At 67.0% G+C, this 25,423-nt stretch carries 25 protein-coding genes and 1 tRNA gene; 5 read left to right on the forward strand and 21 right to left on the reverse strand.

Features of this window, described 5'->3' with window-relative positions; translation table 11 throughout:
• Positions 1-74: 74 nt before the first annotated feature.
• Positions 75-494: a MarR family winged helix-turn-helix transcriptional regulator gene (locus CXR42_RS04530; protein WP_103256281.1), complete on the forward strand. Its 420-nt coding sequence runs from the start codon at positions 75-77 to the stop codon at positions 492-494.
• Here CXR42_RS04530 and CXR42_RS04535 read toward each other — a convergent pair.
• Positions 478-1,110 carry a TetR/AcrR family transcriptional regulator gene (locus tag CXR42_RS04535; protein ID WP_103256282.1) on the reverse strand — a complete coding sequence of 211 codons (633 nt, stop codon included), beginning with the start codon at positions 1,108-1,110 and terminating at the stop codon, positions 478-480. The two genes, CXR42_RS04530 and CXR42_RS04535, sit on opposite strands and share 17 nt — an antisense overlap.
• A 137-nt stretch (positions 1,111-1,247) precedes the next feature.
• On the opposite strand from CXR42_RS04535, the gene CXR42_RS04540 reads away from it, so the two are divergent.
• Complete coding sequence (locus tag CXR42_RS04540) at positions 1,248-3,272, forward strand: oxidoreductase (protein WP_103256283.1); 2,025 nt, start codon at positions 1,248-1,250, stop codon at positions 3,270-3,272.
• 67 nt (positions 3,273-3,339) lie between these two features.
• Entirely contained in the window at positions 3,340-3,870 is a 531-nt protein-coding gene (locus CXR42_RS04545) for a flavin reductase family protein (protein ID WP_103256284.1), read from the forward strand.
• On the opposite strand, the gene CXR42_RS04550 is transcribed toward CXR42_RS04545, so the two are convergent.
• The 3 genes from CXR42_RS04550 to CXR42_RS04560 all read right to left on the reverse strand — a co-directional run bounded on the left by CXR42_RS04550 (position 3,867) and on the right by CXR42_RS04560 (position 6,126).
• On the reverse strand, positions 3,867-4,286 hold the full coding sequence (locus CXR42_RS04550; protein WP_103256285.1) for a Fur family transcriptional regulator: 420 nt from the start codon (positions 4,284-4,286) through the stop codon (positions 3,867-3,869). The genes CXR42_RS04545 and CXR42_RS04550 overlap by 4 nt on opposite strands.
• A gap of 220 nt (positions 4,287-4,506) precedes the next feature.
• Positions 4,507-5,142: a YdeI/OmpD-associated family protein gene (locus CXR42_RS04555; RefSeq protein ID WP_245875336.1), complete on the reverse strand. Its 636-nt coding sequence runs from the start codon at positions 5,140-5,142 to the stop codon at positions 4,507-4,509.
• Positions 5,143-5,169: 27 nt separating this feature from the next.
• The gene (locus CXR42_RS04560) at positions 5,170-6,126 is read right to left on the reverse strand and encodes a PHP domain-containing protein (RefSeq protein WP_103256286.1); all 957 of its coding nucleotides are present in this window, start codon (positions 6,124-6,126) and stop codon (positions 5,170-5,172) included.
• 188 nt (positions 6,127-6,314) lie between these two features.
• Here CXR42_RS04560 and CXR42_RS04565 point away from each other — a divergent pair, with 188 nt between their 5' ends.
• Positions 6,315-6,671, forward strand: a complete 357-nt coding sequence (locus CXR42_RS04565) for an ArsR/SmtB family transcription factor (protein ID WP_103256287.1) — start codon at positions 6,315-6,317, stop codon at positions 6,669-6,671.
• Between the two features lie 2 nt (positions 6,672-6,673).
• Here CXR42_RS04565 and CXR42_RS04570 read toward each other — a convergent pair whose 3' ends face one another.
• The 9 genes from CXR42_RS04570 to CXR42_RS04610 all read right to left on the reverse strand — a co-directional run bounded on the left by CXR42_RS04570 (position 6,674) and on the right by CXR42_RS04610 (position 14,746).
• Positions 6,674-7,396, reverse strand: coding sequence for an SDR family oxidoreductase (locus tag CXR42_RS04570; protein WP_103256288.1), 723 nt, complete (start codon positions 7,394-7,396; stop codon positions 6,674-6,676).
• Complete coding sequence (locus CXR42_RS04575) at positions 7,393-9,069, reverse strand: glycosyltransferase family 4 protein (RefSeq protein ID WP_146037996.1); 1,677 nt, start codon at positions 9,067-9,069, stop codon at positions 7,393-7,395. Before CXR42_RS04575 ends, CXR42_RS04570 begins: the two co-directional genes overlap by 4 nt.
• Positions 9,069-9,857 carry a class I SAM-dependent methyltransferase gene (locus CXR42_RS04580; protein WP_103256290.1) on the reverse strand — a complete coding sequence of 263 codons (789 nt, stop codon included), beginning with the start codon at positions 9,855-9,857 and terminating at the stop codon, positions 9,069-9,071. Before CXR42_RS04580 ends, CXR42_RS04575 begins: the two co-directional genes overlap by 1 nt.
• Positions 9,858-9,898: 41 nt before the next feature.
• Positions 9,899-10,720, reverse strand: a complete 822-nt coding sequence (locus CXR42_RS04585; RefSeq protein WP_103256291.1) for a metal ABC transporter permease — start codon at positions 10,718-10,720, stop codon at positions 9,899-9,901.
• Positions 10,717-11,547 carry a metal ABC transporter permease gene (locus CXR42_RS04590; RefSeq protein WP_103256292.1) on the reverse strand — a complete coding sequence of 277 codons (831 nt, stop codon included), beginning with the start codon at positions 11,545-11,547 and terminating at the stop codon, positions 10,717-10,719. Before CXR42_RS04590 ends, CXR42_RS04585 begins: the two co-directional genes overlap by 4 nt.
• A 144-nt stretch (positions 11,548-11,691) precedes the next feature.
• On the reverse strand, positions 11,692-12,558 hold the full coding sequence (locus CXR42_RS04595; RefSeq protein WP_103256293.1) for a manganese/iron ABC transporter ATP-binding protein: 867 nt from the start codon (positions 12,556-12,558) through the stop codon (positions 11,692-11,694).
• A 7-nt stretch (positions 12,559-12,565) separates the two neighbouring features.
• A complete protein-coding gene (locus tag CXR42_RS04600) occupies positions 12,566-13,459 on the reverse strand; it encodes a metal ABC transporter substrate-binding protein (RefSeq protein WP_103256294.1) in 894 nt (297 codons plus the stop codon).
• Between the two features lie 103 nt (positions 13,460-13,562).
• A complete protein-coding gene (locus CXR42_RS04605; RefSeq protein WP_219727918.1) occupies positions 13,563-14,594 on the reverse strand; it encodes an AbrB family transcriptional regulator in 1,032 nt (343 codons plus the stop codon).
• A 75-nt stretch (positions 14,595-14,669) separates the two neighbouring features.
• A tRNA-Arg gene (locus CXR42_RS04610) sits at positions 14,670-14,746 on the reverse strand.
• Positions 14,747-14,925: 179 nt separating this feature from the next.
• Here CXR42_RS04610 and CXR42_RS04615 point away from each other — a divergent pair.
• Positions 14,926-17,115: a S8 family serine peptidase gene (locus CXR42_RS04615; RefSeq protein WP_103256296.1), complete on the forward strand. Its 2,190-nt coding sequence runs from the start codon at positions 14,926-14,928 to the stop codon at positions 17,113-17,115.
• Between the two features lie 36 nt (positions 17,116-17,151).
• Here CXR42_RS04615 and CXR42_RS04620 read toward each other — a convergent pair whose 3' ends face one another.
• The 8 genes from CXR42_RS04620 to sufB all read right to left on the reverse strand — a co-directional run bounded on the left by CXR42_RS04620 (position 17,152) and on the right by sufB (position 25,411).
• Positions 17,152-18,372, reverse strand: coding sequence for a cysteine desulfurase (locus tag CXR42_RS04620; RefSeq protein ID WP_103256297.1), 1,221 nt, complete (start codon positions 18,370-18,372; stop codon positions 17,152-17,154).
• Positions 18,365-18,961 (reverse strand): YIP1 family protein, encoded by a 597-nt coding sequence (locus tag CXR42_RS04625; protein WP_103256298.1) that lies wholly within the window; start codon positions 18,959-18,961, stop codon positions 18,365-18,367. The genes CXR42_RS04620 and CXR42_RS04625 overlap by 8 nt, the downstream gene beginning before the upstream one ends.
• Positions 18,958-19,446: a YIP1 family protein gene (locus CXR42_RS04630; protein ID WP_103256299.1), complete on the reverse strand. Its 489-nt coding sequence runs from the start codon at positions 19,444-19,446 to the stop codon at positions 18,958-18,960. The genes CXR42_RS04625 and CXR42_RS04630 overlap by 4 nt, the downstream gene beginning before the upstream one ends.
• The gene (gene sufD / locus CXR42_RS04635; RefSeq protein WP_103256300.1) at positions 19,443-20,744 is read right to left on the reverse strand and encodes a Fe-S cluster assembly protein SufD; all 1,302 of its coding nucleotides are present in this window, start codon (positions 20,742-20,744) and stop codon (positions 19,443-19,445) included. Before sufD ends, CXR42_RS04630 begins: the two co-directional genes overlap by 4 nt.
• Positions 20,744-21,499 carry a Fe-S cluster assembly ATPase SufC gene (sufC, locus tag CXR42_RS04640; RefSeq protein ID WP_103256301.1) on the reverse strand — a complete coding sequence of 252 codons (756 nt, stop codon included), beginning with the start codon at positions 21,497-21,499 and terminating at the stop codon, positions 20,744-20,746. Before sufC ends, sufD begins: the two co-directional genes overlap by 1 nt.
• 21 nt (positions 21,500-21,520) lie before the next feature.
• Positions 21,521-23,095, reverse strand: coding sequence for a glycosyltransferase family 2 protein (locus CXR42_RS04645; protein ID WP_103256302.1), 1,575 nt, complete (start codon positions 23,093-23,095; stop codon positions 21,521-21,523).
• 64 nt (positions 23,096-23,159) lie between these two features.
• A complete protein-coding gene (locus CXR42_RS04650) occupies positions 23,160-23,891 on the reverse strand; it encodes an FkbM family methyltransferase (protein WP_180995964.1) in 732 nt (243 codons plus the stop codon).
• Positions 23,888-25,411: a Fe-S cluster assembly protein SufB gene (gene sufB / locus CXR42_RS04655; RefSeq protein ID WP_103256304.1), complete on the reverse strand. Its 1,524-nt coding sequence runs from the start codon at positions 25,409-25,411 to the stop codon at positions 23,888-23,890. Before sufB ends, CXR42_RS04650 begins: the two co-directional genes overlap by 4 nt.
• Between the last annotated feature and the right edge of the window lie 12 nt (positions 25,412-25,423).

A 25,423-nucleotide genomic window follows, 5' to 3' on the forward strand; every position in this document is an offset into this window, starting at 1 on the left:
AAACAAGATTGCGACCGGCCGTGCCCCCTGTCAACAGTCTTGCGCGGCGGGGGCGCAGCGCGTATCGCAAGATCATGAACGATGCTGCGAATTACCGCCTGGATGACCAGATCGGCTATGTCCTGCGCCGGGTGACGCAGCGGCATCTGGCGATCTTTGCCGCCGCAATCCCCGAGGTCACCACCACCCAGTTTGCCGTCCTGGCCCGCCTGGCGCAGGTCGGCCCCCTGTCGCAGAACCACCTTGGCCGCGAGACGGCGATGGACGCCGCCACGATCAAGGGCGTCGTGGACCGTCTGGCCAAGCTGGGCTATGTCGCCACCAGCGCCGACCCCGACGACCGCCGCCGCCTGACCGTGTCCTTGACCGCTGCGGGCGCCGCGCTTTTCACCACCCGTGCCGGGACCGCGCTGCAAGTCTCGCACGATACGCTGGACCCGCTGACGGCGGGCGAGCGGGCGACGCTTCTGCAACTTCTCAGCCGTCTGACCTGACCGCGTGGCGGGCGCGGAAGGCCGCGACCTCGGCCTCGGTCGGGGCTTGGCCCGAGAAGGTCAGGACATAGGCCGGGATGCGACCCAACCGGACGGCAAAGCTTTCCTGGCTGCGCAGCGCGATATAGCCGACCTGGGTCAGATACAGCGTGCGCGCCCGGGTGTCCGCCTCGGTCTCGGCATAGCCGAAGCGGCGGAAGAGCGCCGTCAGCGCCGCGATCCGGGTGGCGTCGGCCTCGGCCATCGCGACCTCGACCGTGCGGTCGGTCAAGGCCCAGGTCCGCATCGCGAATTCCAGCCGGCTGTCAAAGAGCTGCGGGTCCACCCAGCAATCGATCAGGTTCAGCATCGCCTCGGCGATCGTGGCGGCCGGGGCCTCGCAGCGGGCGACCAGATTGCCGGTGTTCTTCGCCTTCCAGCGGTCGATCAGACCGGCCAACAGCGCCTCGCGGTCCTGGAAATGCCAGTAAAAGCTGGTGCGCGACAGGCCCAGCCGGTCGGCCAGCGGCATGACCTTGACCGCCTCGACCCCGCCTTCGACCAAAAGGTCGTAGGCCGCCTCCAGCCAGACATCCGGCGTGCCCCGCCAGCCACGTTCTGTGCGCTTGCCATCCATACCGCGACTTTGGCCTGCCGCGCGGCCCGGCACAAGCGGCCCCGGCCAGGATGACGGCTGAAAAACTCGACACATATGTCAAGTCTTGCCATACTGGGAGGTAACGGCGATTCCCTCCAGCTTGCAGGCCCGGCCCCATGTCGAACGATCCGCTTCTTCAACCCTTCCAGCTGAAGCACCTCACCCTGCGCAACCGGATCATGACCACCAGCCATGAACCGGCCTACGGCGACGACGGGATGCCGAAGGACCGCTACCGGCTGTATCATCTGGAACGCGCCAGGGCCGGGGTTTCGATGGTGATGACCGCCGGGTCCGCCAGCACCAGCCGCGACAGCCCGCCGGTGTTCTCGAACCTTCTGGTCTGGAAGGACGAGATCGTGCCCTGGATGAAGCGGCTGGCCGATGACTGCCACGAGGCGGGCGCGGCGGTGATGATCCAGCTTTCCCACCTTGGCCGCCGCACCCGCTGGGACAAGGGCGACTGGCTGCCCGTCGTCTCCTCGACCCACGAACGCGAGCCGGCCCACCGCGCCACCCCGAAACCGGCCGAGGATTGGGACATCGCCCGCATCATCCGCGATTATGTCGATGCGGCAGAGCGGATGCAGGCGGCCGGTCTCGACGGGATCGAGATCATGTGCCACGGCCACCTCCTCGACCAGTTCATGTCGCCGCTGACCAATACGCTGGACGCCCCCTATGGCGGGTCCCTGGAAAACCGCGCCCGCCTGACGATGGAAATCCTGGCCGCGATCCGGAAAAAGGTGGGGCCGAAGCTGATCATCGGCATGCGCTACGGCGTCGACGAGATGGAGCCGGGCGGGATCGACATCGAGGAAGGCGTGGCGATCGGCAAGATCTTCCGCGACTCGGGCCTGGTCGACTATCTGAACATCAACCGCAGCCGCATCCACACTGATCCGGCGATGACCGACCTGATCCCGGTGCAGGGCATGCGCTCGGCCCCGCACCTGGACTTCGCAGGCCGGATCAAGGCCGAGGTGGGGATGCCCACCCTGCACGCCGCGCGCATCCCCGATGTGGCGACGGCGCGCCATGCGGTGGCGACGGGACAGGTGGACATGGTCGGCATGACGCGGGCGCACATGGCCGACCCGCATATCGTGCGCAAGATCATCGAGGGGCGCGAGGCCGACATCCGGCCTTGCGTCGGCGCGACCTATTGCCTGGACCGAATCTACCAGGGCGGCATGGCCTTGTGCATCCACAACCCCTCGACCGGCCGCGAGGCGACCCAACCGCACGACATCGCAAAGGCCGAGGTGCCGAAAAAGGTCGTCGTGGTCGGCGCCGGCCCCGCAGGACTGGAGGCCGCGCGGGTCGCCGCCGAGCGCGGTCATTCGGTGGTCGTGTTCGAGGTCGCCGACCAGCCGGGCGGCCAGGTCCGCCTGACCGCACAATCGAAGCGCCGGGCCGAGATGATCGGGATCATCGACTGGCGCCTGGCCCAATGCACGGCAAAGGGGGTGGAGTTCCGCTTCAACACTTGGGCCGAAGCCGCTGATGTGCTTGGCGAAAACCCCGATGTGGTGGTGATCGCCACGGGGGGCCTGCCGACAACGGGTCTGCTGGCGGACGGCAACGACCTTGTGGTCTCGACCTGGGATATCCTGTCGGGGGATGCCAAGCCGGGGACGAACGTACTGATCTATGACGACGCCGGCGACCATGCCGCGCTGCAGGCCGCCCAACTGATCGCCGAGACCGGGGCCCGCGTCGAGGTGATGACCCGCGACCGCAGCTTCTCGCCCGAGGTGATGGGGATGAACCTAGTGCCCTACATGCGGGCGCTGCAGGACAAGGCGGTGACCTTCACCGTGACCTACAAGCTGGATGCGGTCCGGCGCGCGGGCAACCAGCTGGAGGCGGTGATCGGTTCGGATTACATGAAGCTGGACAAGACCGCGCGCTATGACCAGGTGGTCGTGAACGGCGGGACGCAGCCCTTGGCGGACCTTTATTTCGCGCTGAAACCGCAGTCGGGCAACCGGGGCGCGGTGGATTACGACGCGCTGATCGACGGGCGTCCGCAGCCTGCGGTCGGGGGCTTCCAGCTTTTCCGCATCGGCGACGCGGTCGAGGCGCGCAACACCCATGCCGCGATCTATGACGCGCTTCGGCTTCTGCGCACGGTCTGACGCGCGAAAATGCGGTTGAATGTCATGGGTTTTGCCATATCTCGTGGCACCCATGACAGGTTCACCCATGCCCGACGGAAGCCCCGCCCCCGAGAACGCCCCCGAGAACGCTCCCGAAACCATCCTCGACCCCGCCGATCCCCGCGCGCTGCGCGAGGCATTCGGCCGCTTTGCGACCGGCGTGACTCTGGTCACCACGCTGGGACCCGAGGGTCCGGTCGGCTTTGTCGCGAACAGCTTTTCCTCGGTTTCCCTCGACCCGCCCCTGGTCCTGTGGTCCCCGGCCCGCGCCTCGTCGCGGTTTGCGATCTTTGCCGGGGCGGCGCATTTCGCGATCCATGTGCTGGAGGCGGGGCAGCGCGACTGGCTGACCCGCTTTGCCCGCGGCGGCGCGGGGTTCGACGGGCTGGACCATTCGGTCACGACCGAGGGTCTGCCCACCCTGACCGGCGCTCTGGCCCGGTTCGACTGCGCGGCCCATGCCGTGCATGACGGGGGCGACCATGCGATCGTGGTTGGCCGTGTCCTGCGGGTGACCGTGCGAACGGGCGAGCCCCTGGTCTTCAGCCAGGGCCGCTATGGCGGCTTTGCCGGCTAGGGCTTCTTCCGGCAGTACAGTTCCATCCGGTGGTGGACGATCTCGAACCCGAGTTCAGCGGCGATCTCGCGTTGGAGCTGTTCGATCTTCTCGGACCGGAATTCGGTGATGTGCCCGCTGTCCAGGTCGACGATGTGGTCGTGGTGCGGGGCGTCCGCGACCTCGTACCGCGCGCCGCCGTTTTCCAGCGGCAGTTTCAGCACCACGCCCTCGCGTTCCAGGACCGAGAGGGTGCGGTAGACGGTGGCCAGCGACAGGCTGTCGTCCAGGGTGCGGGCCCTGCGGTGGAGTTCGGCCGCGTCGGGGTGATCGGCGGCCTCGGTCAGGACCTTCAGAAGCGCCTCGCGCTGGCGGGTCACGCGCACCCCGCCGTCGCGGAGGGCCTGGGTCATGCGGAGGGCGGGGTCCTGGGTCATGGCGGCAATCGTAACGGGCGGCGGGCCGGGGGTCAAACCGGGGCGTGTCCCGCGTGGACAGAATGGGCTGCGACCGGGACATCAAGGGGTTGTGCGGCGAGGTTCAGGGATTGTTAACCCTGGTCAGCCGGCCGAACGACCCGCTCTTCGTCGCATGTCATGCGCTCATCGCCGGGGCGCGCGCCCGGCGACGAGGAGACGAAGTCGAACGAGGAGCCGCTTAACGCTCGGTCGCGCCCTTGCCGGCCAGGATCTTCGGCCGGGCGCGCGCAATACGGGCCTGTTTCGTGGCAAGCGTCTTTGCGCCGTTCACCTGCAACACATGACTTTTCTGCCGGCCCGGCGTCAGGGCATGAAAGGCCTCGGCCAGTTCCGGGTCAGCGTCCAGCGCCTCGACCAGTTCGGCGGGCAGGTCCAACTCGGTCTGATCCTTCGGCGGCAGGGTGCCGGCTACGGCATGGGTCATGCACTGGGCCAAGAAATCGCGGATCGCCGGCGCCATCGCTTGCGGCGCGGCGTTGTCGGTGAAGCGCAGGCAGTCGGGGTGGCGGGTGTTCGGTCCCTGCCGCTCCAGCAGCCCGTTGGGGTCGGACAACAGGGCCGAGTAGAAGAAGGTCAGCCGGAAATCACCCCGGAAGGCCCCCAGGATCGCGATGTTGCGTCCGGCGTGCATGTAGACCGGGTGCCCCCATTTCGCCACCTCCGACAGCCCGGCCTCGCGGCATAGCGCGCGCAGCGTCAGAAGGCCCGGCAGCCAGAACCGGGTCGAGCAATCGGGCGTCGCAAAGCGGGCGCAGCGGCCGCAGCCGAGGGCGAAGAAATCCTCGACCTCGGTGATCATGGCAGGGCCGGGCATGGCGCGTCCTTCGTCGGGGTTCCCCTCTTACGCGTGAAGCGCGCGCGGGTTCCGCCCGCCCTCGCGCCAGATCGGGTTCGACCAGGCCCGGCGGCCGGCGGCATCGATCACCGCGACGCGGACCCAGGGGCTGTTGTTCAGCCGTGCAAGCGGCACGGCGGCGCGGGTCATCGAATGGCCATGCACCGCCTTGGCCCCGGTCCCATGCCCCAGCGCCACGACCGAGACCACGGCCGAGCTTTCCACCACCACCTGATCGCCGTCGAGGTAGACATCGCGCAATTCCGGTCCCTGGGTCGAATAGAAGGCCCCTGCCTTCAGCGCGGCCAGCAGCGCCTCGGGCGTGTTTTTCTGGGCCTTGACCATCACCCAGCCGCCGAAATGGTCGGGTTCGGTGAAATGCGCATCGTCGGTCGCGATGAGCGATAGCTGCCGCCCCTCGGTCAGCAAGAGGTCCAGGATCGCGCCGCCGTCGGCCCGGTCGGCCCCGGTGGCGCAGCCGTGGTTGTAGATCTCGACCGCATGGGCAGCGGTGATGCTGCGGGCATCCGCCAGCGTCAGGCCGGACCATTGCGGATGGGCGATGGCGACGAAGGCCCCGGCGGCGACGGCGCGGGCGGCAATCTGCGGCCCGGTTTCCTGCCCCGCGACCGGCACGAAGGTCGGGCTGTTCGACGGCGCGAAATCCGGCGGCAAGCCCACGGCCAGGATATGCCACAGCTCGCCATTGGCCATCGCGCCCGAGTGGAGTTCGGCCCCCAGGATCGTGGTGAAGCCCGGCGCGCGGAAGGGCACGGTATCCACGATCGGATAGCCGTAGCTGCCAATGAAGTGGTCGGTCAGCGCCAGGAAATCATAGCCCTCGGCCTGGTAGCGGCGGCAAACCTCCTCGGGGTCAAGCGCGCCGTCCGACCGGGTGGAATGGGTGTGCAGGTTGCCGCGCCAGAAGCGGCCGGGGGCGGTAAAGGCAAGCGGGCGGGTCATCAGCGGTCCTTGAAGAGCCGGGCAACGGGCACGCGCGGGCCGGCGAGGTCCCGCCGACGCTGCGTCACCCGAGCGGTGGGTTTCGGCCGAACCTTGCCCGCGGGGAATTCTGGTGGCAAGTGTCCCCTCGCGCACCTGCACAGGTGATGATATGTTAGTTGCAATCCAGCGTTGTATAGGATTCCTTGATGTCGCGTGAACGGTACGATCTTGACCCCTCGGCCATTGGCACAATGCCTGCCTCGGCCGGAACTGCCGGCCTTGTAGCCTGCGCGCCCGAGGCGGCGGCCTTCCTGAAAGCACTAAGCCATGAGGGACGCCTGGCCATCCTGTGCCATCTGGCCGTGGCCGAGCGTTCGGTGACCGAGCTTGAGCGGCTGTTGGGGTCGCGTCAGGCGGCGGTCAGCCAGCAGTTGGCACGGCTGCGGCTAGAGGGGCTGGTTGCCACCCGGCGCGAGGGCAAGGCGATCTTCTACGCCATCCAGGACCCCAAGGTGCTGCAGACGATCCAGCTTTTGCAGGGCATCTACGCCGACGCAGCCTGATCCTAGCCGCGCCCGATGAAGGGCATGTCGCGCGCCATGATGGTGACGAAGGGGGTGTTCACCTCCAGCGGCAGGCTGGCCATGTGCAGGACCATCCGCGCGACATGATCCACGTCCATCACGGGTTCCGCCCTGATGCTGCCATCGGCTTGCAGCACGCCCTTGGTGAAACGCGCGGCCATCTCGGTCAGTGCATTGCCGATGTCGATTTGCGCGCAGGCAATGTCGAAGGCGCGTCCGTCCAGGCCAAGGGTGCGGGTCAGCCCCGTCACCGCATGTTTCGACATGGTATAGGGGGTGGAGCCCGGCCGCGGCACATGCGCCGAGATCGAGCCGTTGTTGATGATCCTGCCCCCCATCGGGCTTTGCCGCCGCATCAGGCCAAAGGCCGCGCGGGCGCAGAGGAACATGCCGGTGATGTTGGTGCGGCTGACCTCAAGCCACTGATCAACCGGGATTTCGTCGATCGGCGCCGCGGGGGCCGAGATGCCGGCGTTGTTGAACAGGACGTCAAGCCGGGTCAGTTGGGCGAAGGCGGCCTCGACACCGGCGGGGTCGCCCACGTCGCAGGGGATGATGCGGGCGGCGTGGCCTTGCGCCGTTTCCTCCAGCGTCGCGCGGCGGCGGCCAAGGAGCGTGACCTCCCAGCCTTCGGCCAGGAACAGGCGCGCGGTGGCGCGGCCGATGCCGGCCCCGGCGCCAGTGATCAGGATGGAACGGGTCATGGGGACTCCTCCAGGAAGTGGTATTTCAACAGCCAGGCCGTGGCGCGGGCGACGGCGGCAGGGGGCAGACGGGTAGCGGCGGTGACCTCGGCCTCGGTGGCGGTGGGGGCATAGGCGGCCAGGATCCCGGCGATGCGGGCCGGGTCCTCGACCAGGCGGCGGGTGGCGAGGTAGTCGCGCAGGTCCAGCGTCTCGGCCACGTCGGGGCGCGCGCCCAGCGCGACGGGGCGCAGGCGGGGGGCGGGCTTGCGCCGGGGGCTTGGGTAGGCGGCGAACATCTGGTCGGGGGCGGGGCCCACGGGGATCAGCGCGGGGTCCATCGGGGCGGTCAGGGGGCCGGGATGCGCGCGGGCATGGGCCAGCATCGCCGCCTGCTCGGCCCAAAGCGCCTGCATCTGCGGGATCACCGCGCGCCAGTCGTAAAGCGCCCGCGCTCGCGCCTGCCCCGCAGCCCCCATGCGCGCACGCAAATCGGGGTCCAGCGCCAGCACCTCCAGCGCGCGGGCCAGCGCTGCCACGTCCAGCCGAGTCATCGCGGCAAGCTGGCCGACGTACTGGACATAACCGTCCGTGCCGCCCAGGTGGCGCTGCGCCAGATGCGTGGTCGTGCCCGGCGCCGGCAGGTCGGTCGGGATGCGCAGGCCCACGGCATCGGTCACCGTATCGCGCAATCCGTCCCAGTCCGACACGACCACCGGCAGACCCGCGGCCATTGCTTCGACCGGTGCCAGGCCGAAGGTTTCCTGCACGTTGTCGATCGGAAACAGGAACATGTCGGCGGCCGACAGCGTCGCCTTGCGCTGATCCGCGTCGCCGCCATCGGTCAGGTGATAGCCGCAATCGGGCATAAGCCGCGCCGCGCCGCGTTCGAAAACGCCCTGCCAATGCGGCGCGCGGAACTGGCCGCAGAGGATCAGGTGCAGCTTGCCCTTGCCCGCCGCCGTCAACCGCTCTTGCGCGGCCTGCATCGCCAGGAACAGCGGGAAGGGGTCGAACTTTTCATCCGGGGTCAGCCGGGCGATGGTGGCGGCGATCACGTCGCCAGCCGCGATCCCAAGCCGCGCACGCAGGGCCTGCCCCGCTGCCGGATCGGGCGCGAAGTCGTCGCAATGCACCCCCAGCGGGATCACCGGCAACAGGGGCCGCGCCGGCAGGACCGCGCCGGGGAAGCGGCGGGCCAGATGCTCTTCCCCCAGTTCCATCAGCCGGCGCACGGCGGCTTGCACGGCGGCCGAGGTGCAGATCACCGCGTCCCACGGCATCTGCGGGGCCGAGCGCAGGTCGAAGAAACCCTGCATCACCGGCTTGGTCGAGATGGTATGCGTGATGCCGCACAAGGCCCAGGCCGCCCCGCCATGCGGCGCGCGACGCCAGCATTCGGTGGTGCCGAGCGGCGCGGGGTAGCTGACGACCTCGACCGGGCGGATGCCGGTGGGCTGGTCCAGCCGCACCGCGCGCAGGGGGCGCGTCACCCCGGCGGCACGGGCCATGGCGGCAAAGGCCGTGTGTTCGGCAGAGGTATGGGCCAGGCTGACAAATTCATCCACCTCACCATGGGCGAAAAAGCCGCGCAGGAAGCTTTCGCCGGCCACCCGACGGCCATTGATCCCCTTGGCGGCGGGGTCATAGCCATCGGCGGTGAACCAGATCGCGGCATTGGTCTTGGGCGGCATCAGCGGTGTTCCATCCAGAGCCAGGGTGTGGGCATCGCGCGCCATTCCCACAGCAGTAGCAGGCGGTCGAGGTCGGACAGCCCCTCGGCCCAGTCGGGCAAAAGGTCGGGGCGCAGGGTGCGGTCGATCCGGGTGATCCGGTGGGTTGCGGCGAAGCGGTCGGTCAGGCGGGCCCGGATCGCGGGGCCATGCACCTCGACCAGAAGATCCGCGTGGGCCAGCGCCGGGGCGCGGGCGGGGTCCAGAAGCGCGTCCTCGGCCCCTTCGATATCACACAGGACAAAGGTCGGGGCCTGATCGCAGAGCGCAAGGTCGGCATAGGTGACCTCTGGCCCGATCTGCAGGCGGTCGGAGACTTCGTTAACTTGCGCAAGGTTGGCGCACAGCGCGCGCGCCCGGGGATCGCTGTCGCGGGCATGGACCGTGGTGCCCGGCATCTGGCGCGCCAGACCCACGGCGTAGTAGCCTTCGGCACAGCCGATATCCAGGACCTGGGGATAGGCGCGGGCGATGACGGCCTCGATCACCGGGTGCAGGCTGGCCTCATAGGCCCCCAGAAGGCGCGGGGCGCGCGCGCCCTCGGACGCGTCGACCGGATAGGTCATTCCGGCAAAGGGGCCGTGGGTGATGCGGGTGCCGCCCCGGGCGGCCAGCGTGTTGGCCAGCACGATCGAGCGCCATTTCGCCAGTTGGCGCAACTGCGCCTCCAGCCGGGCCGGGCCGGGGGCCTGAGCGGCGATGCGGGCAAGGCTGGCGTCGATGGCCTGGGTCAGGGGCGTCTCGGTCATGGCCCATGGGTAGGGGCTTACCGCCCGCGCGTAAAGCCGGATCAGGCGGCGCGGGTCGCCAGCCAGCGGCGCAGGAAGGCGGCAAGGAAAAGCGCGGTCAGGATCAGGATGATCGTGGGCGCGGGGGCGGAATCCAGATGGAAGCTGGCATAGACGCCAGTGGTCATGGCGAACAGGCAGACCAGCACCGCCGTGACCAGCATCGCGCCGAAACTGCGCGTCACCAGAAAGGCGATGGCCCCCGGCGCGATCAGAAGGCCGATGGCCAGGATCAGGCCGACCGAGGACAGCGTGGCCACGATGGTCAGCGCCAGGATGGCAAGGAGGCCATAGTGCAGAAGCGGCGTCCGCAGGCCCGAGACCTGGGCCTGGGCCGGGTCGAAGGCGTGCAGCATCAGGTCGCGCCATTTCAGCACCAGGATCAGCGTCACCGGCGCGGCAATGGCGGTGGCGGTCAGCAGGTCCGCGCCCCCTACCCCCAGCATGTTGCCGAACAGGATGTGGTCCAGGTGGATATCCGACGGAAAGGCGGTGTGCAGCACGATCCCGGCCGCGAACATCGCCGAAAAGACCACCCCCATCACCGTATCCCGCTTGATCCGGCTGTTGTCGGCCAGCCAGCCGGTCAGAAGCGAGGAGCCAAGCCCCGCGACGAAGGCCCCCAGAAGGAGTGGCAGCCCCGCCATATACGCCAGCACGATGCCCGGCAGGACCGCGTGGCTGACCGCATCCCCCATCAGCGCCCAGCCTTTCAGGACCAGAAAGCAGGACAGAAGCGCCGTTGGCGGGGCCACGATCAGCGCGATCAGGAAGGCGTTCTGCATGAACGGAAACTGGAAAGGCTGGATCAGGGCGTCGATCATGCTTTGGCCCTGCGTTTCGCGGCGAGAAGGCCGTGTTTCGGGGCGAAGAGGAAGGCCAGCGCGAAGCAGGCGGTCTGCAAGAGGACGATGACACCCCCCGTGGCCCCGTCCAGGAAATAGCTGAGGTAGGCGCCCGCAAAGGCGGTGGTCGCTCCGATCCCCGACGCAAGGGCCAGAAGGCGCGGGAACCGGTCGGTCAGCAGATAGGCGGTGGCGCCAGGGGTGACGACCATGGCGACGACAAGGAAGGCGCCCACGGTCTGCATCGCGGCGACGGTCGAGGCGGAAAGGAGGGTGAAGAATACCACTTTCAAGAGGTCGGGGCGCAGGCCGATGGTGCGGGCATGGGCCTCGTCAAAGAAGGTGACCATCAGGTCTTTCCAGAGGACGACGAGGACGGCGGCCGAGATGCCCCCGATCAGGATCAGTTGCAGCGTATCCTCGGGCGAGATGGCCAGGATATTGCCCATGGTGATGGTCTGGATCGAGACGGAGGTGGGGTAGATCGAGATGAGGAACAGGCCGAGGCCGAAGAACGAGGTGAAGATGAGGCCGATGATGGTATCGGTCTTGAGCCCGGTGCGGTTGGTCAGGAACAGCATGGCGGCGGCGGCGAGGCCGCCCGATAGAAAGGCGCCGAGCGCGAAGGGCAGACCCAGGATGTAGGCGCCTGCCACGCCGGGGACGACGGAGTGCGACAGCGCGTCGCCGATCAGAGACCAGCCCTTCAGCATGAGGTAGGCCGAGAGGAACCCGCAGACGCCACCGACCAGGGCCGAGACCCACATCGCGTTGGTCATGTAGCTGTAGGCGAAGGGCTCAAGCATGGCCGGCCGCGCGGGGGTTGGGGCGGTTTTCTGATTGAGCGCCTTGCGGCGCGAGCCTTTTGTCTCGCCGTTTTGCGTGAAGGACGCAAAACGGCTCGGAGAGCCTCCGGCGGGGATATTTGCGGACAGAAAATGCGGGGCCGGTCATTTGTCGCCCTTGCGGCCGTACTGGACGAAGGGGCGTTCGTCGTCGGTCAGGATGCTGATCTCGCGGCTGTCGTCGTCCTCGTGCAGGTCGGTGCCGCCCAGGGTGAAGTGACGCAGGACGCCGCCGAAGGCATGTTCCAGGTTGGCGCGGGTGAAGGTGGTCTCGGTCGGGCCATAGGCAAGGACAGTGCCTTTGACGAGGACGGTCCGGTCGCAGAAATCGGGGACCGAGCCCAGGTTGTGGGTCGAGACCAGCATCACATGCCCCTCGTCGCGCAGGGTGCGCAAAAGGGTGATGATCTGCTCTTCGGTCGTCACGTCCACCCCGGTGAAGGGTTCGTCCAGAAGGATGATCCGCCCCTCTTGCGCCAGGGCGCGGGCGAGGAAGACGCGTTTCTTCTGGCCGCCGGAGAGTTCGCCGATCTGGCGGTGGCGCAGGTCGGAGAGGCCGACGCGGGCAAGGGCCTGATCGACCTTGGCCCGGTCGGTGGCCGAGGGGCGGCGGAGGAACCCCATGTGGCCGTATCGGCCCATCATCACCACATCCTCGACCAGGACCGGGAAGGACCAATCCACCTCCTCGGCCTGGGGGACATAGGCGACGAGGTTCCGGCGCAGCGCCTCGCGGACGGGCATTCCAAGCAACCGGATCGTGCCGCGGGCGACGGGGACAAAGCCCATGATCGCCTTGAAAAGCGTGGACTTTCCTGCGCCGTTCACGCCAACGAGCGCGGTGATCGTGCCGCGCGGGATCTGGAAGCTGGCGTCGGTCAGCGCCGTCAGCCCGTTGCGGTAGGTGACGGTCACCCCTTCGGCGAAGATGCCCTCGTCCCCTGCCCCCAGATCGCCCGCGGTGTCGCGCATTTCACCCTCAATTCGCCGGGGCCAGCCCCTTGGCGATGGTTTCGGTCGTGACCTTCAAGAGGTCGAGATAGGTCGGCACCGGCCCGTCGCCAGCACTCAGGCTGTCGACGTAAAGGACACCGCCGAAGGCCGCGCCGGTTTCGCGGGCGACCTGTTCGGCGGGGTCCGAGGCCACGGTGCTTTCGCAGAAAACCGCCGGGATCTGGTGTTCGCGCACGCCGTCGATCACCGCCTGGACTTGGCGGGGCGTGCCCTGCTGGTCGGCGTTGATCGGCCAGAGGTACAGTTCTTGCAGCCCAAGGTCGCGGGCGAGATAGGAGAACGCCCCCTCGCAGGAGACAAGCCAGCGCCGGTCCTCGGGCAGGGCTGCGATCTGCGCCTTCAGCGGGTCAAGTGCGGCGCGCAGCTCGGCCTTGTACGCCTCCGCATTCGCGGCATAGGACGCGGCATTGGCGGGGTCGGCCGCAGCAAGCGCGGCGGAGATGTTGTCCACATAGATCAGCGCGTTGTCGACGCTCATCCAGGCATGGGGGTTGGGCTTGCCCTCATACTCGCCCCCCGAAATCGAGATCGGCTGGATCCCGTCCGTCAGCGTGGCGGAAGGCACATCGCCAAGGTTGCCCAGGAACTGCTCGAACCAGCGCTCCAGGTTCAGCCCGTTCCACAGCACCAGATCGGCATCCGACGCGCCCACGATGTCCTGCGGGGTCGGCTCATAGCCGTGGATCTCGGCCCCGGGCTTGGTGATCGAGACGACCTCGACCCCGTCGCCCGCGACGTTCCGGGCCATGTCGGCGATCACGGTGAAGGTGGTGACGACCTTCAGCTTGTCCTGCGCCTGAACGGCAAAGGGCAACGTGGCGGTCAGCGTGACAAGCAGCAGGAGACGACGGGTGGGCATGGATGCTCCGTAAGCTGGTGGAAAGAGTAGAATGTAAATGAGAAGCATTTGCAAGAAGACAAGACCCCTGCCCTTCGTTCAGTTGGGGGTCAGCGGTCGGGGGTCAGCGGTCGCCGGGCAGGAAGCGCGCCACCATGGGCGCCAGGACCAGCACCAGAAGGATGCGGGCGACATGGTGCAGCGCCACAAAGGCCACGTCGGCCTGGATCGCCAGCGCGATCAGGCCCATCTCGGTCAGCCCGCCGGGTGCCAGGGCCAAAAGCGCCTGGTCCAGCCCCACCCCGGCCGCCCGCCCCATCGCCAGCCCTGCCACCAGCGCCAAGGCCAGGGTCAGAAGGGTGGACCCAAGGCTGAGCAGCCCCGCCCGCGCCAGCATGACCGGCGCGATGCCCAGGAAGCGGCAGCCCAGGATCGTGCCCAGCACCACCTGCGCGGCGTTGACCAGAAGGGTCGGCGGCGCGCTTTCGGTCAGGCCCGCCAGATGCACCGCAGCCGACAGGATCAGCGGGCCCAGAAAGGTCGGCGCGGGCAGTCTTGCCCAACTGCCGAATAGCGCGCCCAGCACGGCCGAGGCGGTCAGGATCGCGGCATCCACCAGCCCCAGCGCCGCCCCCGGCCCCTGCGCCGCCGCCCCCACGTCATGGCCCAGGACGACACGGAACAGGAAGGCCATCAGCGCGATGGTCACGACGATGCGCAGCGAATGGGCCAGCACGATGGCCGGGACATTGGCACCCCGCGCCTCGCCGAACTCGATCATCTCGGACAGGCCGCCGGGCATGCCGGCGAAGTAGGCCGTGGTCCAGTCCTGTCGCCCGACATAGCGGTAGAACGGCACGACCACGACGGCCACCACGGCAAGATAGACAAGCAGGATCGCCAGCGTCGCCAGCATCTCGCCCACCTGTCCCATCACATCCGGGGTGAAGCGCGAGCCGAGAAGCACGCCGATGATCGCCACGATGACGGGTCGCAGGCGCGCCGGTCCCTGGACCGGCAACCCCGCGACCGAGGCCGCCATGGTGACGAACAGCGCCCCCAGCATCCAGGGCAAGGGCAGCGCCATGAGGTAAAAGACGCCCCCGCCAAGGGTTCCAAGGGCAAGGCCGGCGGCTATTCGGGCCAATGGCGGCAAGGTCGGGTCCAAGATCAGGCGTGCCCGTCGGGCGGGCCGGGCCGGACGGCGCGGGCCGGAAAGGGCGGAAGGGGCTGGCGCACCCAGCACGATTCGAACGTGCGACCTTTGCCTTCGGAGGGCAACGCTCTATCCAGCTGAGCTATGGGTGCCTGCGCGTGTCCTTAGCGGATGGCGCGACGGGTTTCAACGGCAAAGGGACGACTGCCGGCGTTTCCCGCATTGGGTGAGTGCCGCGCAAGAAACCTCTGCCATGGATTATGCCGGGGATTGACCGAATCTGCGCCGGCAGGTGGAGTGCCGGCATAACGCTTTTGTGAGGTTCCCGACTGTGACCAAGCGCCCCGCGACCCCGGCCCCGAGACTCTTCCCCCGCCCGCGCCGCCGCCGGCTGGCTGCGGCCCTGACGTCGCTCTCCTGCCTGGCGCTGGTCGCCGGGTGCGGGGGCGGCGACGGTAGCGCAGTCGAGAACCCCTTCCTTGCCTATCTGCCGGATTTCGACGCACCGGACCCGGTGTCGGCTCTCGTTCTGGTCAGCGGCGTTACCTTCCTGCCCAGCCTGGCTGACGATGTGGCGGACCTTTTGGACCTGCCCAAGTATCAAAACACGCCGGTGTCGATAGCTTGGCTGCAGCAGAACTTTGACTCTGCCGTTCCGAATTCCGCGACACAGGATCCCCTGCGCAGCTCTCGGGCGGTCGTGGCCCATGCGGCGGGCATCACCGGACGCGGTCAGGTCGTTGCCATGTCGGACAGCGCGGTCTCCTTTACCCATGACAGCCTTGCCGGCCGCGTCAGCGTGTTCAGCACCTCAAACCTGCGGGACGAACACGGAACAGCCGTCGCCTCGGTCATCGCCGGGAACTCCGACGATTTCATCGGCACGGCCCCGGGCGCAAGCCTGCTGGCGGGCGACTTCCTTTTGGACCCGGCCTTGACGGCCATGGGCCAGATTGCACTGAATAATCGTGCAGTGGCCTGGAACAACTCCTGGGGGTATACCACGATTGGTCTGGATCAGACCGGGTTTAACGATGCCTTCAACTACGGTCCGGACGGACAGGCCTACCTGGCCGCGCTGGATGCCTATGCCGCCTATGGCGTCGTGGTCTTTGCAGGCTCGAACATCAAACTGCAGAACGCCGGCCTGATGGACGGCCTGCCTTGGCTGCGCAACACGCTGGAGGCGGGCTGGCTTGCCGTGATGAACGGCGTGCCGACGTTGAACGGCACAGAGGTGACGGGTGTTCACCTGGTATCAAACGCTTGTTGGGAAGCCGCGCGCTGGTGTCTGGTCGCGGACGGCACTTGGAACGCGGCCACCGGCGGCGGGTCGGACTATGCGCCCACCACTGGGACTTCCTTTGCCGCACCGCAAGTCGCGGGCGCGCTGGCATTGCTGGCAGAGGCTTTCCCGGATCTCAGCCCGCATGAATTGCGGATCCGACTCCTTGCATCGGCAGAGGATGATTTCTTCACCCCCGACGCGACCGTCGAACTGGCCGACGGTTTCATCAAGGGCTATTCGGTAACATACGGCCATGGCTTCCTGGACATCGAGGCGGCGCTACGGCCGATCGGGGCCACCCGGTTCGCGATGGCCGACGGACGCGAAGTCGCGACGGAGGACATGGCGTTTTCCACCGGCGGGGCGATGGGCGATGCGATGGCGCGTGGGCTGGAGGGCGTGAACCTTGCAGCCAAGGACCAGCTGGGGGCCGGCTTTGCCGTGGCCGCCAAGTCCTTTGCCACCGAGGCCGCCCCCCTGCCGCTGGCCGAGACCCGGGCCACGCGGGCGATGCATCGGGACCTGGCCGCCGCCCGCACCGCACCGGTGAATCCGCTGGCGCGGAGCTTTGAGGCATTTGCCGGCCATGCGATGGAGATGACAACGCCGGACGGCGGCGCCTCGGCTTCGGTTATGCTTGGGGGGGATGACAGCTATGGGGTCGCCCTGTCGCGCCGCGTGGCGGAGGGGGTGCTGAACCTGGACCTGGGCCTGAAACTGGCGCGGGATGACGGCAGCCTGATGGGCTTTTCCGATGCCACCGGGGGCGGGGCCACGATGGCGGCCGTTACGGTCAGCCTGTCGCATGACCTGGGCAACGGCGGCTTTTTCGCGCTGACCGGCGAGATGGGGATGGCCGACCTTGCCACGCCCACGGCGATGTCGCGCGTCTCGACCGCGCGGTTTGACAGCATCAGCCTCGACCTGGGCGGTCGCAACGTCTTTGCCCGCGACGACCGGCTTTCGGTCGGCGTGTCGATGCCCATCGCGGTCAGTTCGGGCGAAGCGGTGATGGATGTCCCGGTCGCCCTGGGTGCCGGCCGGTCCGAGATGCGCAGCCTGGCGCTGGACCTGGCCCCGACCGAACGGCAGGTCGACCTGTCGATCAGCTATCAGATGCCGATGGGCGACGCGTCCGAGTTCCTGCTGGAACTGGTCCACGCAGAAAACTACGGCAACCGCGCCGGGGTGACCGACCAGGCCGCAGTCATCGGGATGAAGTGGAAATTCTGAACGACCGTCCCGGGGCCGCAGGGCCCCGGGCGCGGCTTAGGCGAACAGCTCGTGCGCAAGCTCCAGCGCACTGACCAGGGCGTCAACCTCGTCCACCGTGTTGTAAAGCCCGAAGGACGCCCGGCACGAGGCGGTGATCCCCAGCGTCTGCATCAGCGGCATCGCGCAATGCGTACCAGCCCGCACGGCAATCCCGCGCTTGTCCAGGATGGTCGAGATGTCATGCGCATGGGCCGCGCCTTCCATGGTGAACGAGAAGATCGCCCCCTTGGCCGCAGAATTGCCCTGCACATGCAACCAGTTCAGCCCCGCCAGCCGCGCGCGGGCATAGTCGCGCAAGGTCCGCTCATGCGCGGCGACATTGGCCATGCCCAGACCCATCAGATAGTCCAGCGCCACGCCAAGGCCGATCTGCTGGACGATGCCGGGGGTGCCGGCCTCGAACTTCATCGGCGGGTCGTTCCAGGTGACAGCATCGCGCGTCACCTCGCGGATCATGTCGCCGCCGCCCAGGAAGGGACGCATCTCGGCCTGCCGCTCGGCCCGGATGTAGATCCCGCCCGAGCCTGAGGGGCCGTAAAGCTTGTGCCCGGTGATCGCATAGAAGTCGCAGCCGATGGCCTGCACGTCGACCGGCATATGCACGGTCGCCTGGCTGCCATCGACCAGGACCGGCACACCCTTTTCGCGCGCGCCACGGCAGATCGCGGCCACATCGACCACGGTGCCCAGCACGTTGGACATGTGGGTCACGGCAACCAGCTTCGTCCGGGGTCCGATCGCGTCGATCACCGCCTGCGGATCAAGATCGCCGTTCGCGTCCACCTCGACCCATTTCAGCACCACGCCTTGCCTTTCGCGCAGGAAGTGCCAGGGCACGATGTTGGCGTGATGCTCCATCACCGACAGCACGATCTCGTCGCCGGGCTGCAGGCGCGGCGCGGCCCAGGCGTAGGAGACCAGGTTGATCGCCTCGGTCGTGCCGGTGGTAAAGACGATCTCTTCCTCGGACGCAGCGTTCAGGAAGCGGGCAAGGATGCCGCGGGTGGCTTCGTATTTCTCGGTCGCGAGGTTGGACAGGTAGTGCAGGCCCCGGTGGACGTTGGCATATTCCTGGGAATAGGCCTGCGTCACCGCGTCGATCACCACTTGCGGCTTCTGCGCGCTGGCGCCGTTGTCCAGATAAACCAAGGGCTTACCGTTCACCTGCCGCTTGAGGATCGGGAAATCTTCGCGGACTTTGCGGACGTCATACATTGGTCAGGGCCTCCGGCCCGAAGAGGAAGCTCAGGATCACGGCCACCGCAAAGACTGCGGCCAGGGCGGTCAGGAACATGCCCAGGAACACCAGGCCCAGCGAGCGGAAACCGTGCAACTCGGCGATGAAGTTGACCGAGAGCCACAGGAATACGCCGAAACCGATGATGCCGAGCAGCCCGCCAAGGGGCGGCACCAACAGGAAGGCGGTCAGTTGCAGCAGTTGCACGCCCAGCATGACAAGTTGCAGCCAGACCACGACCAGGATCGCATCGGCCAGGCTGCCATGCCCGTCAAAGGCGCGGCCGACGCGGAAGATCAGGACCGCCGACAGGATCAGCACCAGCCATTGCACGACCGCCGTCTGGAACGGGCTTTGCGCCAGGAAAATCGCCACCGGATCCGGTCCGGGCGGGGCCAGGACAAAGCCCGCCTGCAACAGGATCGTGGACAGGACCGCCATCAGCAGCAGCCCCGCCGACCGGGCGGCCAGCGGCACCTGTTCGGCCTGCAGCGCCCGCAGCCCGGCCCGGGGGTCGCGCAGGGAAAGGCCCACAAGCTCAAGAATGCGGGCAGGCAGGCCGGTCATGGCTGGGGTCCCTTCTCAACTTCGTGCAGCATGGTCAGCCACAACCACAGGAAGGCGACCCCGACCACAACGGTCACCGACCACAGCGCCGGACCGGGGCCGATCATGCCGGAGACCAGCCCCTGCAACAGCATCAGCGGCCCGACGCTGGCCAAAGCCCAGAAGAGCGCGATCCGCGCGCCATACCACGTCCCCTGCCCGCCCAGGGCGCGCGAGACCAGGTGGCTGAGTGCCGCCAGCCCATACCAAAGCGGCAAGGTTGCCAAGACCGCCAGCGCCCGCGCCAGGATACGCGGCGCGGCCGAGGCATCGCCGGCGAAATGCGCCTCGCGCGCGGCGGTGGGCCATTGGCCGACAAAGGCCAGGATCAGAAAGACCAGCAGCAGCGTGAAGGCAAAAGGTTCGGACCGGCCGCGCGCCAGGTGACGCCGCACCGCCTTGCGCGGAGCGGTCCAGGTCGAGACCAGTTCGGTCGAAACGCTCATGCCGATCCCTTGGAGGCGTGGCGGGCCAGCCAGCCTTCCAGCCGGCCGCGGATGTCGTCGGCGATGGTCTCGTCGGCGATTTCCTGGATCGCTTCGGCCAGAAAGGCCAGGACCAGCAGGCCCTGCGCCGCCTTGCGCGGCACGCCGCGCGATTGCAGGTAAAAGAGCGCGGTTTCGTCGATCGCCCCCGAAGTAGAGCCGTGGCTGCACTTCACGTCGTCGGCGTAGATCTCCAGCTCGGGCTTGGCGAGGAACTGGCTGTCCTCGTCCAGAAGCAGGCTTTGGCTGATCTGATAGCCGTCGGTCTTTTGCGCGCCGGGCTTGACCAGGATCTTGCCCTGGAAAACCCCTGTCGCCCCGTTCATCAGCACTTTCTTGAACACCTGACGGCTTTCGCAGGCCGCGGCGGCATGGGTGACAAAGACGGTGTCGTCATGGTGGAAATCGCCGTCGCCCACAGCCGCCCCGGCCACATGGGCGCGGGCGTCGGGTCCGGCAAGTTCCAGCACCGCCTCGTTGCGGGTCAGGCGGCCATTCGCGGTCAGGGTAAAGCTGCGGAACTCGGCCCTCGCGCCAAGGCGGGCAAAGACATGCGTCGCGGCGCGCCGTTCGTGGTCGCGGCCCTGCACCCGGATATGGTGAAACTGCGCGCCTTCGGCCACCTCGACCTCCAGCACCTTGGTGAAGCGTGCAGCGCCCGGGCCGCTTTCCAGCAGCGTCAGCTCGGCCCCCGCCTCGACCTTCACGCAATGGTGGAGCATTGCATCAGAGGTCTTTGATTCATGGGCATAAATCAGCGCGATGGGCCGTGCCGCCCGACCCGTCACCCGGATCAAAAGCCCATCCGTCGCATGGGCCGAGTTCAGCGCCGCCAGGGGCCGCTGGACCGGGGTCTGGCCCCGCGCCTCCAGCACGCCGTAAAGGCCCTGCGCCCAATGAATATCGGCCGCGCCGGCCTGGGCCAGACGCTCGATCTCGACCCCGGCCAGGGCCAGGTCGTCGGACTGGGCGGGGTCAAAGACGCCATCGACAAAGACCAGCTTCAGCCGGTCGATCGCGTCAAAGGCCGGCGCCTCGTCGCCAGGATGGAAGTCGGCGGCCGGGACCGCCTCGGCCGCGACCAGGCTGGCGGGATCGGTGTAGCGCCAGTATTCGTCACGCCGCGAGGGCAGGCCCATGGCGGCAAGCCGCCCCTGCGCCTCGGCCCGCGCGGCCCCAAGCCAGCCCTTGCCCGCCAGTGCCGGCAGGGCGGCAAGCCGCGCCGTCAGCGCGTCTTCCTTGACCTTCGGCAATGCCATCAGCCCACCTCGCTCAGGATATCGGCGTACCCGTTGGTCTCGACCTCCAGCGCCAGTTCCGGCCCGCCGGTCTTGATGATCCGGCCCGCCGCCATGATATGCACCACGTCCGGCTTGATATGGTCCAGCAGCCGCTGATAGTGCGTGATGACCAGGAAGGACCGCCCCGCGTCGCGCAGCGCGTTCACCCCGTCCGAGACCAGCTTCATCGCATCCACATCCAGGCCCGAGTCGGTCTCGTCCAGGATGCACATGCGGGGTTCCAGCATGGCCATCTGCAGGATTTCGTTGCGCTTCTTCTCGCCACCCGAAAAGCCGACATTGACCGGACGCTTCAGCATCTCGGCGTCGATCTTCAGCGTCTTGGCCTTTTCGCGCACCAGTTTCAGGAACTCGGCCGCGCTGACCTCGTCCTCGCCGCGGGCCTTGCGCTGCGCGTTCACCGCGGTGCGCAGGAAGGTCATGTTGCCGACGCCCGGGATTTCGACCGGATACTGGAAGGCCAGGAAGAGGCCCGCCGCCGCACGCTCTTCCGGCTCCATCTCCAGAAGTTCCTGCCCCTCAAGCATAGCCGAGCCTTCGGTGACCTCATAGCCGTCACGGCCAGCCAGCACATAGGACAGCGTCGACTTGCCCGACCCGTTCGGCCCCATGATGGCATGCACCTCGCCCGGGCCGATCTTCAGGTCGACGCCTTTGAGGATCACCTTGTCCTCTTCTTCAAGTTTGACGTGCAGGTTCTTGATTTCCAGCATTTTTCTTTTCCTTTCGTCCGATCAGCGCGGGTCGTGGAACCAGCCGATGACCTGGGTAAGCATTTCGGGCGGGATCGGGCCCGGTGTGACGGTAAAGCGCGCCATCCGGCCCACCACCCCGTCCTTGCGGGCCAGATTTTCGACCCCGTGATAGTATTTGCGTTCGACGTAATCGTCGAAAAGCACCGTCGTCGGCCGCCGCGCCCGCATCAGGACCGCCGCCAGGCAGGCCTTGCGGAACCGACCGTCAATCAGCACGACATCCGGGTCGCCCAGATCGGGGCGGTCCCAGACGGAAAGCGCGTAAAGCGGGAAGCGCTGGAAGAACCTGGCCGTCGCGGGATGTCCCCACTCCTTGGTCGGCCCGATATCCACATGGTGAACCTGCGCCTGGTCAGAGACCTTGCCCAGCGCCGCCGCCAGCCGGTGCGCCCAGCCCTTGTCGCTTTCCACGCTGATCACGCGCTTGCCAAGATCGGCGGCCAGCCGGGTCGACCCACCGCTGCCGTATTCCAGGATCGTCGAGGCCGCCGCATATTGCGCCCTCAGAAACTCGGCCTCCTCGGCCGGCAGCGTCAGGACGAAGTCCGGCTCGTTGCTGGCGGCTTTCTCGGTGTTTTCCGACAGGGTCTTTACTGCGGCTGCCATGCGTTCCTGCACCAAATCCATCGCCTTTCCGACGCTTGGGTCTTTCATGATCTTGGCAATGTCGGCCTGCACCCGCTTGGCGTGGCGCAGGATCGTGACATCCCGCTCGTCGTTCAGATTGTGCGTGGCCCAGTAATCGTCGGTGTGACGATTGTTGTTGCCCTTGTTCGCCTTGTAGCCCCTGCCCCGCAACTGCTTGAGGCCAAAGCACGTGCGGTCGCGCACGGCATAGTGGTTGACCTGGGCCAGCGTCCAACCGACCTCGCCCGGGGTGACCCGCGCCTTGGGCGCATGACCCGAGAACCACCGCCAGGCGTGCCACATGCCGGGCCTGATCTCCGCACCCGTCCCGCACAGGAAGGTCATGCCCTTGTAGTCGCCGGCCTTGCGAATGATCGGGCGGTGGATATCAAGCCGTTCGATATGCGGGCCGAACCGGAAGAGCGTTTTGACAAATTCGTTCAGATCGCGCTTGGGCGAGGCCGCCATGACGAAGGGTTCGGCCAGAAACCGGCCCTCGAACCGGCCGTCGCCGTCCCCGAAGATGCGCCAGTTGACCAGCAGGCCAGAGGCATCGCCCAGGGCCGAAATCAGATCGGGCAGCCGATGGCCGTCCACATGGATATTCAGGAATTCGTCGGCATCCAGCCACAGCACCCAGTCGCCGTCGGCGAACTTGGCATGTTCCAGCAGTCGCTTGCCAGCCTCGTATTGCGGCACCTGTTCGGGCGTGATCGGGTTTGCGATCGCCTCGATCCAGCCGACACCCTCAAGCGCCTTCAACAGCTCTTCCGACCCATCGGTGCAGTCGTTGTAGGCGATGATGATCCGGTCGAACCCGATGGCACGATGATAGGCGACCCATTCCAGAAGGAACGGCCCCTCGTTGCGCATCGACGAGATGAGCACGGTGCGGTCAGTCCGCGGGGCACTCAGGGAACCAGGCATCAGATCGCTCTTTTCATGGCATGGCTCGGCACGACTCTGGCCGCGTCAGGGCTGGCGGCGGGTGTCATTGCACCGGGGCTACAAGGTAGTTGACGTTGGCCCGATAGCGCTTGAACCGCTCAAGCACCTGATAGCGGGCCTCGGCAAGCCAGGCTTCGAAACCGGCCGCATTGGTGTTGTCGACCTCGATGAACATCTTCGGGCGGTGCTGCGCCAAAAGGCCGGCCATCCCGGAAAGCACTGCCAATTCCATACCTTCGACGTCAATCTTCACAAAATCGAACCGCTGACCTGCCAACAGGCTGTCGGCCCGCTCCAGCCGGATCACGCCTTCGTCCGCCACGACCCGCGCCCCGCCCAGGTTGCGCGGGCGATAGGTCAGGCCGACATTCTCTTGCGCATGGTCCGACAGGCCGATGCCGAGGTAGCTGCCGTCGACCACCTTGGTCAGACCGTTCAGCCAGACATTGCTTTCCAGAAGCTCGATCGCCGGGGGGTTCGGCTCGATGCAGACGATGCGCGAGGCATGCAGGAACTTGGCCACATAGATCGTGTGGTTGGCGACATTGGTGCCGATGTCCAGAAAGCTGCCGCCCAGCGGAAAGTGCCGGGCGATGATCGCCAGTTCTTCCGGCTCGTAGAAATTGCCGTCCAGATGGCAGCGCTGGATCGAATCGCGCGGGTTGTTCACGGTGAAGAAGATCGGCTCGCCATGGACCGTCGTGCGCACCACATGCGCCAACGGCGAGACAAACAGCCCTCGGCGCTTGCGTCCGGTCGTCGCCCCTTCGGTCACCCCACGCTTCCTTCCAGGCTGATCGCGACCAGGCTTTGGGCCTCCATCGCGAATTCCATCGGCAGGGCCTGCAGGACCTCTTTGCAGAACCCGTTCACCACAAGGGCGACGGCTTCTTCTTCGTCCATGCCACGGCTGCGGCAATAGAAAAGCTGGTCGTCGTCCACCTTGGAGGTGGTCGCTTCATGCTCTACCCGGGAAGAGTTGTTGCGGACCTCGATGTAGGGCACGGTATGTGCGCCGCACTTGTCGCCGATCAACAGGCTATCGCACTGCGTGTAGTTGCGGCTGTCCTTGGCCTTCGGGTGCATCGAGACCAGCCCCCGATAGGTGTTCTGCGCCCGGCCCGCGCTGATGCCCTTGGACACGATCCGCGACTTCGTCCGCTTGCCCAGGTGGATCATCTTGGTCCCGGTATCGGCCTGCTGGGCGTTGTTGGCGATGGCGATCGAGTAGAACTCGCCCTGTGAATCATCCCCCCGCAGGATGCAGGACGGGTATTTCCAGGTGATCGCCGACCCGGTTTCGACCTGCGTCCACATCACCTTGGCCCGGTCGCCGCGGCAATCGGCGCGCTTGGTGACGAAGTTGTAGATCCCGCCAACCCCGTTCTCGTCGCCCGGATACCAGTTCTGGACGGTGGAGTACTTGACCTCGGCGTCCTTCAGGATCACGATTTCCACGACCGCGGCGTGCAACTGGTTGGTGTCACGCTTAGGTGCGGTGCAGCCTTCCAGGTAGCTGACATAGGCGCCCTCGTCGCAGACGATCAGGGTGCGTTCGAACTGCCCGGTGTTCTCGGCGTTGATGCGGAAATAGGTCGACAGCTCCATCGGGCAGCGCACGCCCTTGGGGATGTAGACGAAGGACCCGTCCGAGAACACGGCGCTGTTCAGCGTGGCAAAGAAGTTGTCCGACGGCGGCACGACCGACCCAAGGTATTGCTTCACCAGTTCGGGATGTTCGCGCACGGCCTCGGAGATGGAACAGAAGATCACCCCGGCCTTGGCCAGTTCGGCCTTGAAGGTGGTGCCCACCGACACGCTGTCAAAGACGGCATCCACCGCCACCTTGCGCGGCTCGGCGTCACCTTCGACGCCGGCCAGAAGCATCTGTTCCTTCAAGGGAATCCCCAGCTTGGCATAGGTCGCCAAGAGCTTCGGATCGACCTCGTCCAGCGACTTCGGCTTCTTGGCCATGCTCTTCGGCGTCGCGTAGTAGAACTGGTCCTGATAGTCGATCTCGGGATAGTTCAGCATCGCCCAGCGCGGCTCTTCCAGGTTCACCCAGCGCCGATAGGCCGCCAGCCGCCAGTCCAGAAGCCACTCCGGCTCGCCGTTCTTCTGGCTGATCAGGCGGACGATATCCTCGGACAGGCCCTTCGGGGCATAGTCCATCTCGATGTCGGTTTCCCAGCCATACTTGTACTTGCCGGCCATCGCCTGGACGGTCTCAATCGTCTCGCGGTCCACGCCTTCGCGCACCTCGGTTCCGTCGACGGTATCCAAAACGGCAGTCATCGGCCTTCTCCT

Origin of the sequence: Tabrizicola aquatica (assembly GCF_002900975.1) — a bacterium.
In the GTDB taxonomy this organism is placed as follows: domain Bacteria; phylum Pseudomonadota; class Alphaproteobacteria; order Rhodobacterales; family Rhodobacteraceae; genus Tabrizicola; species Tabrizicola aquatica.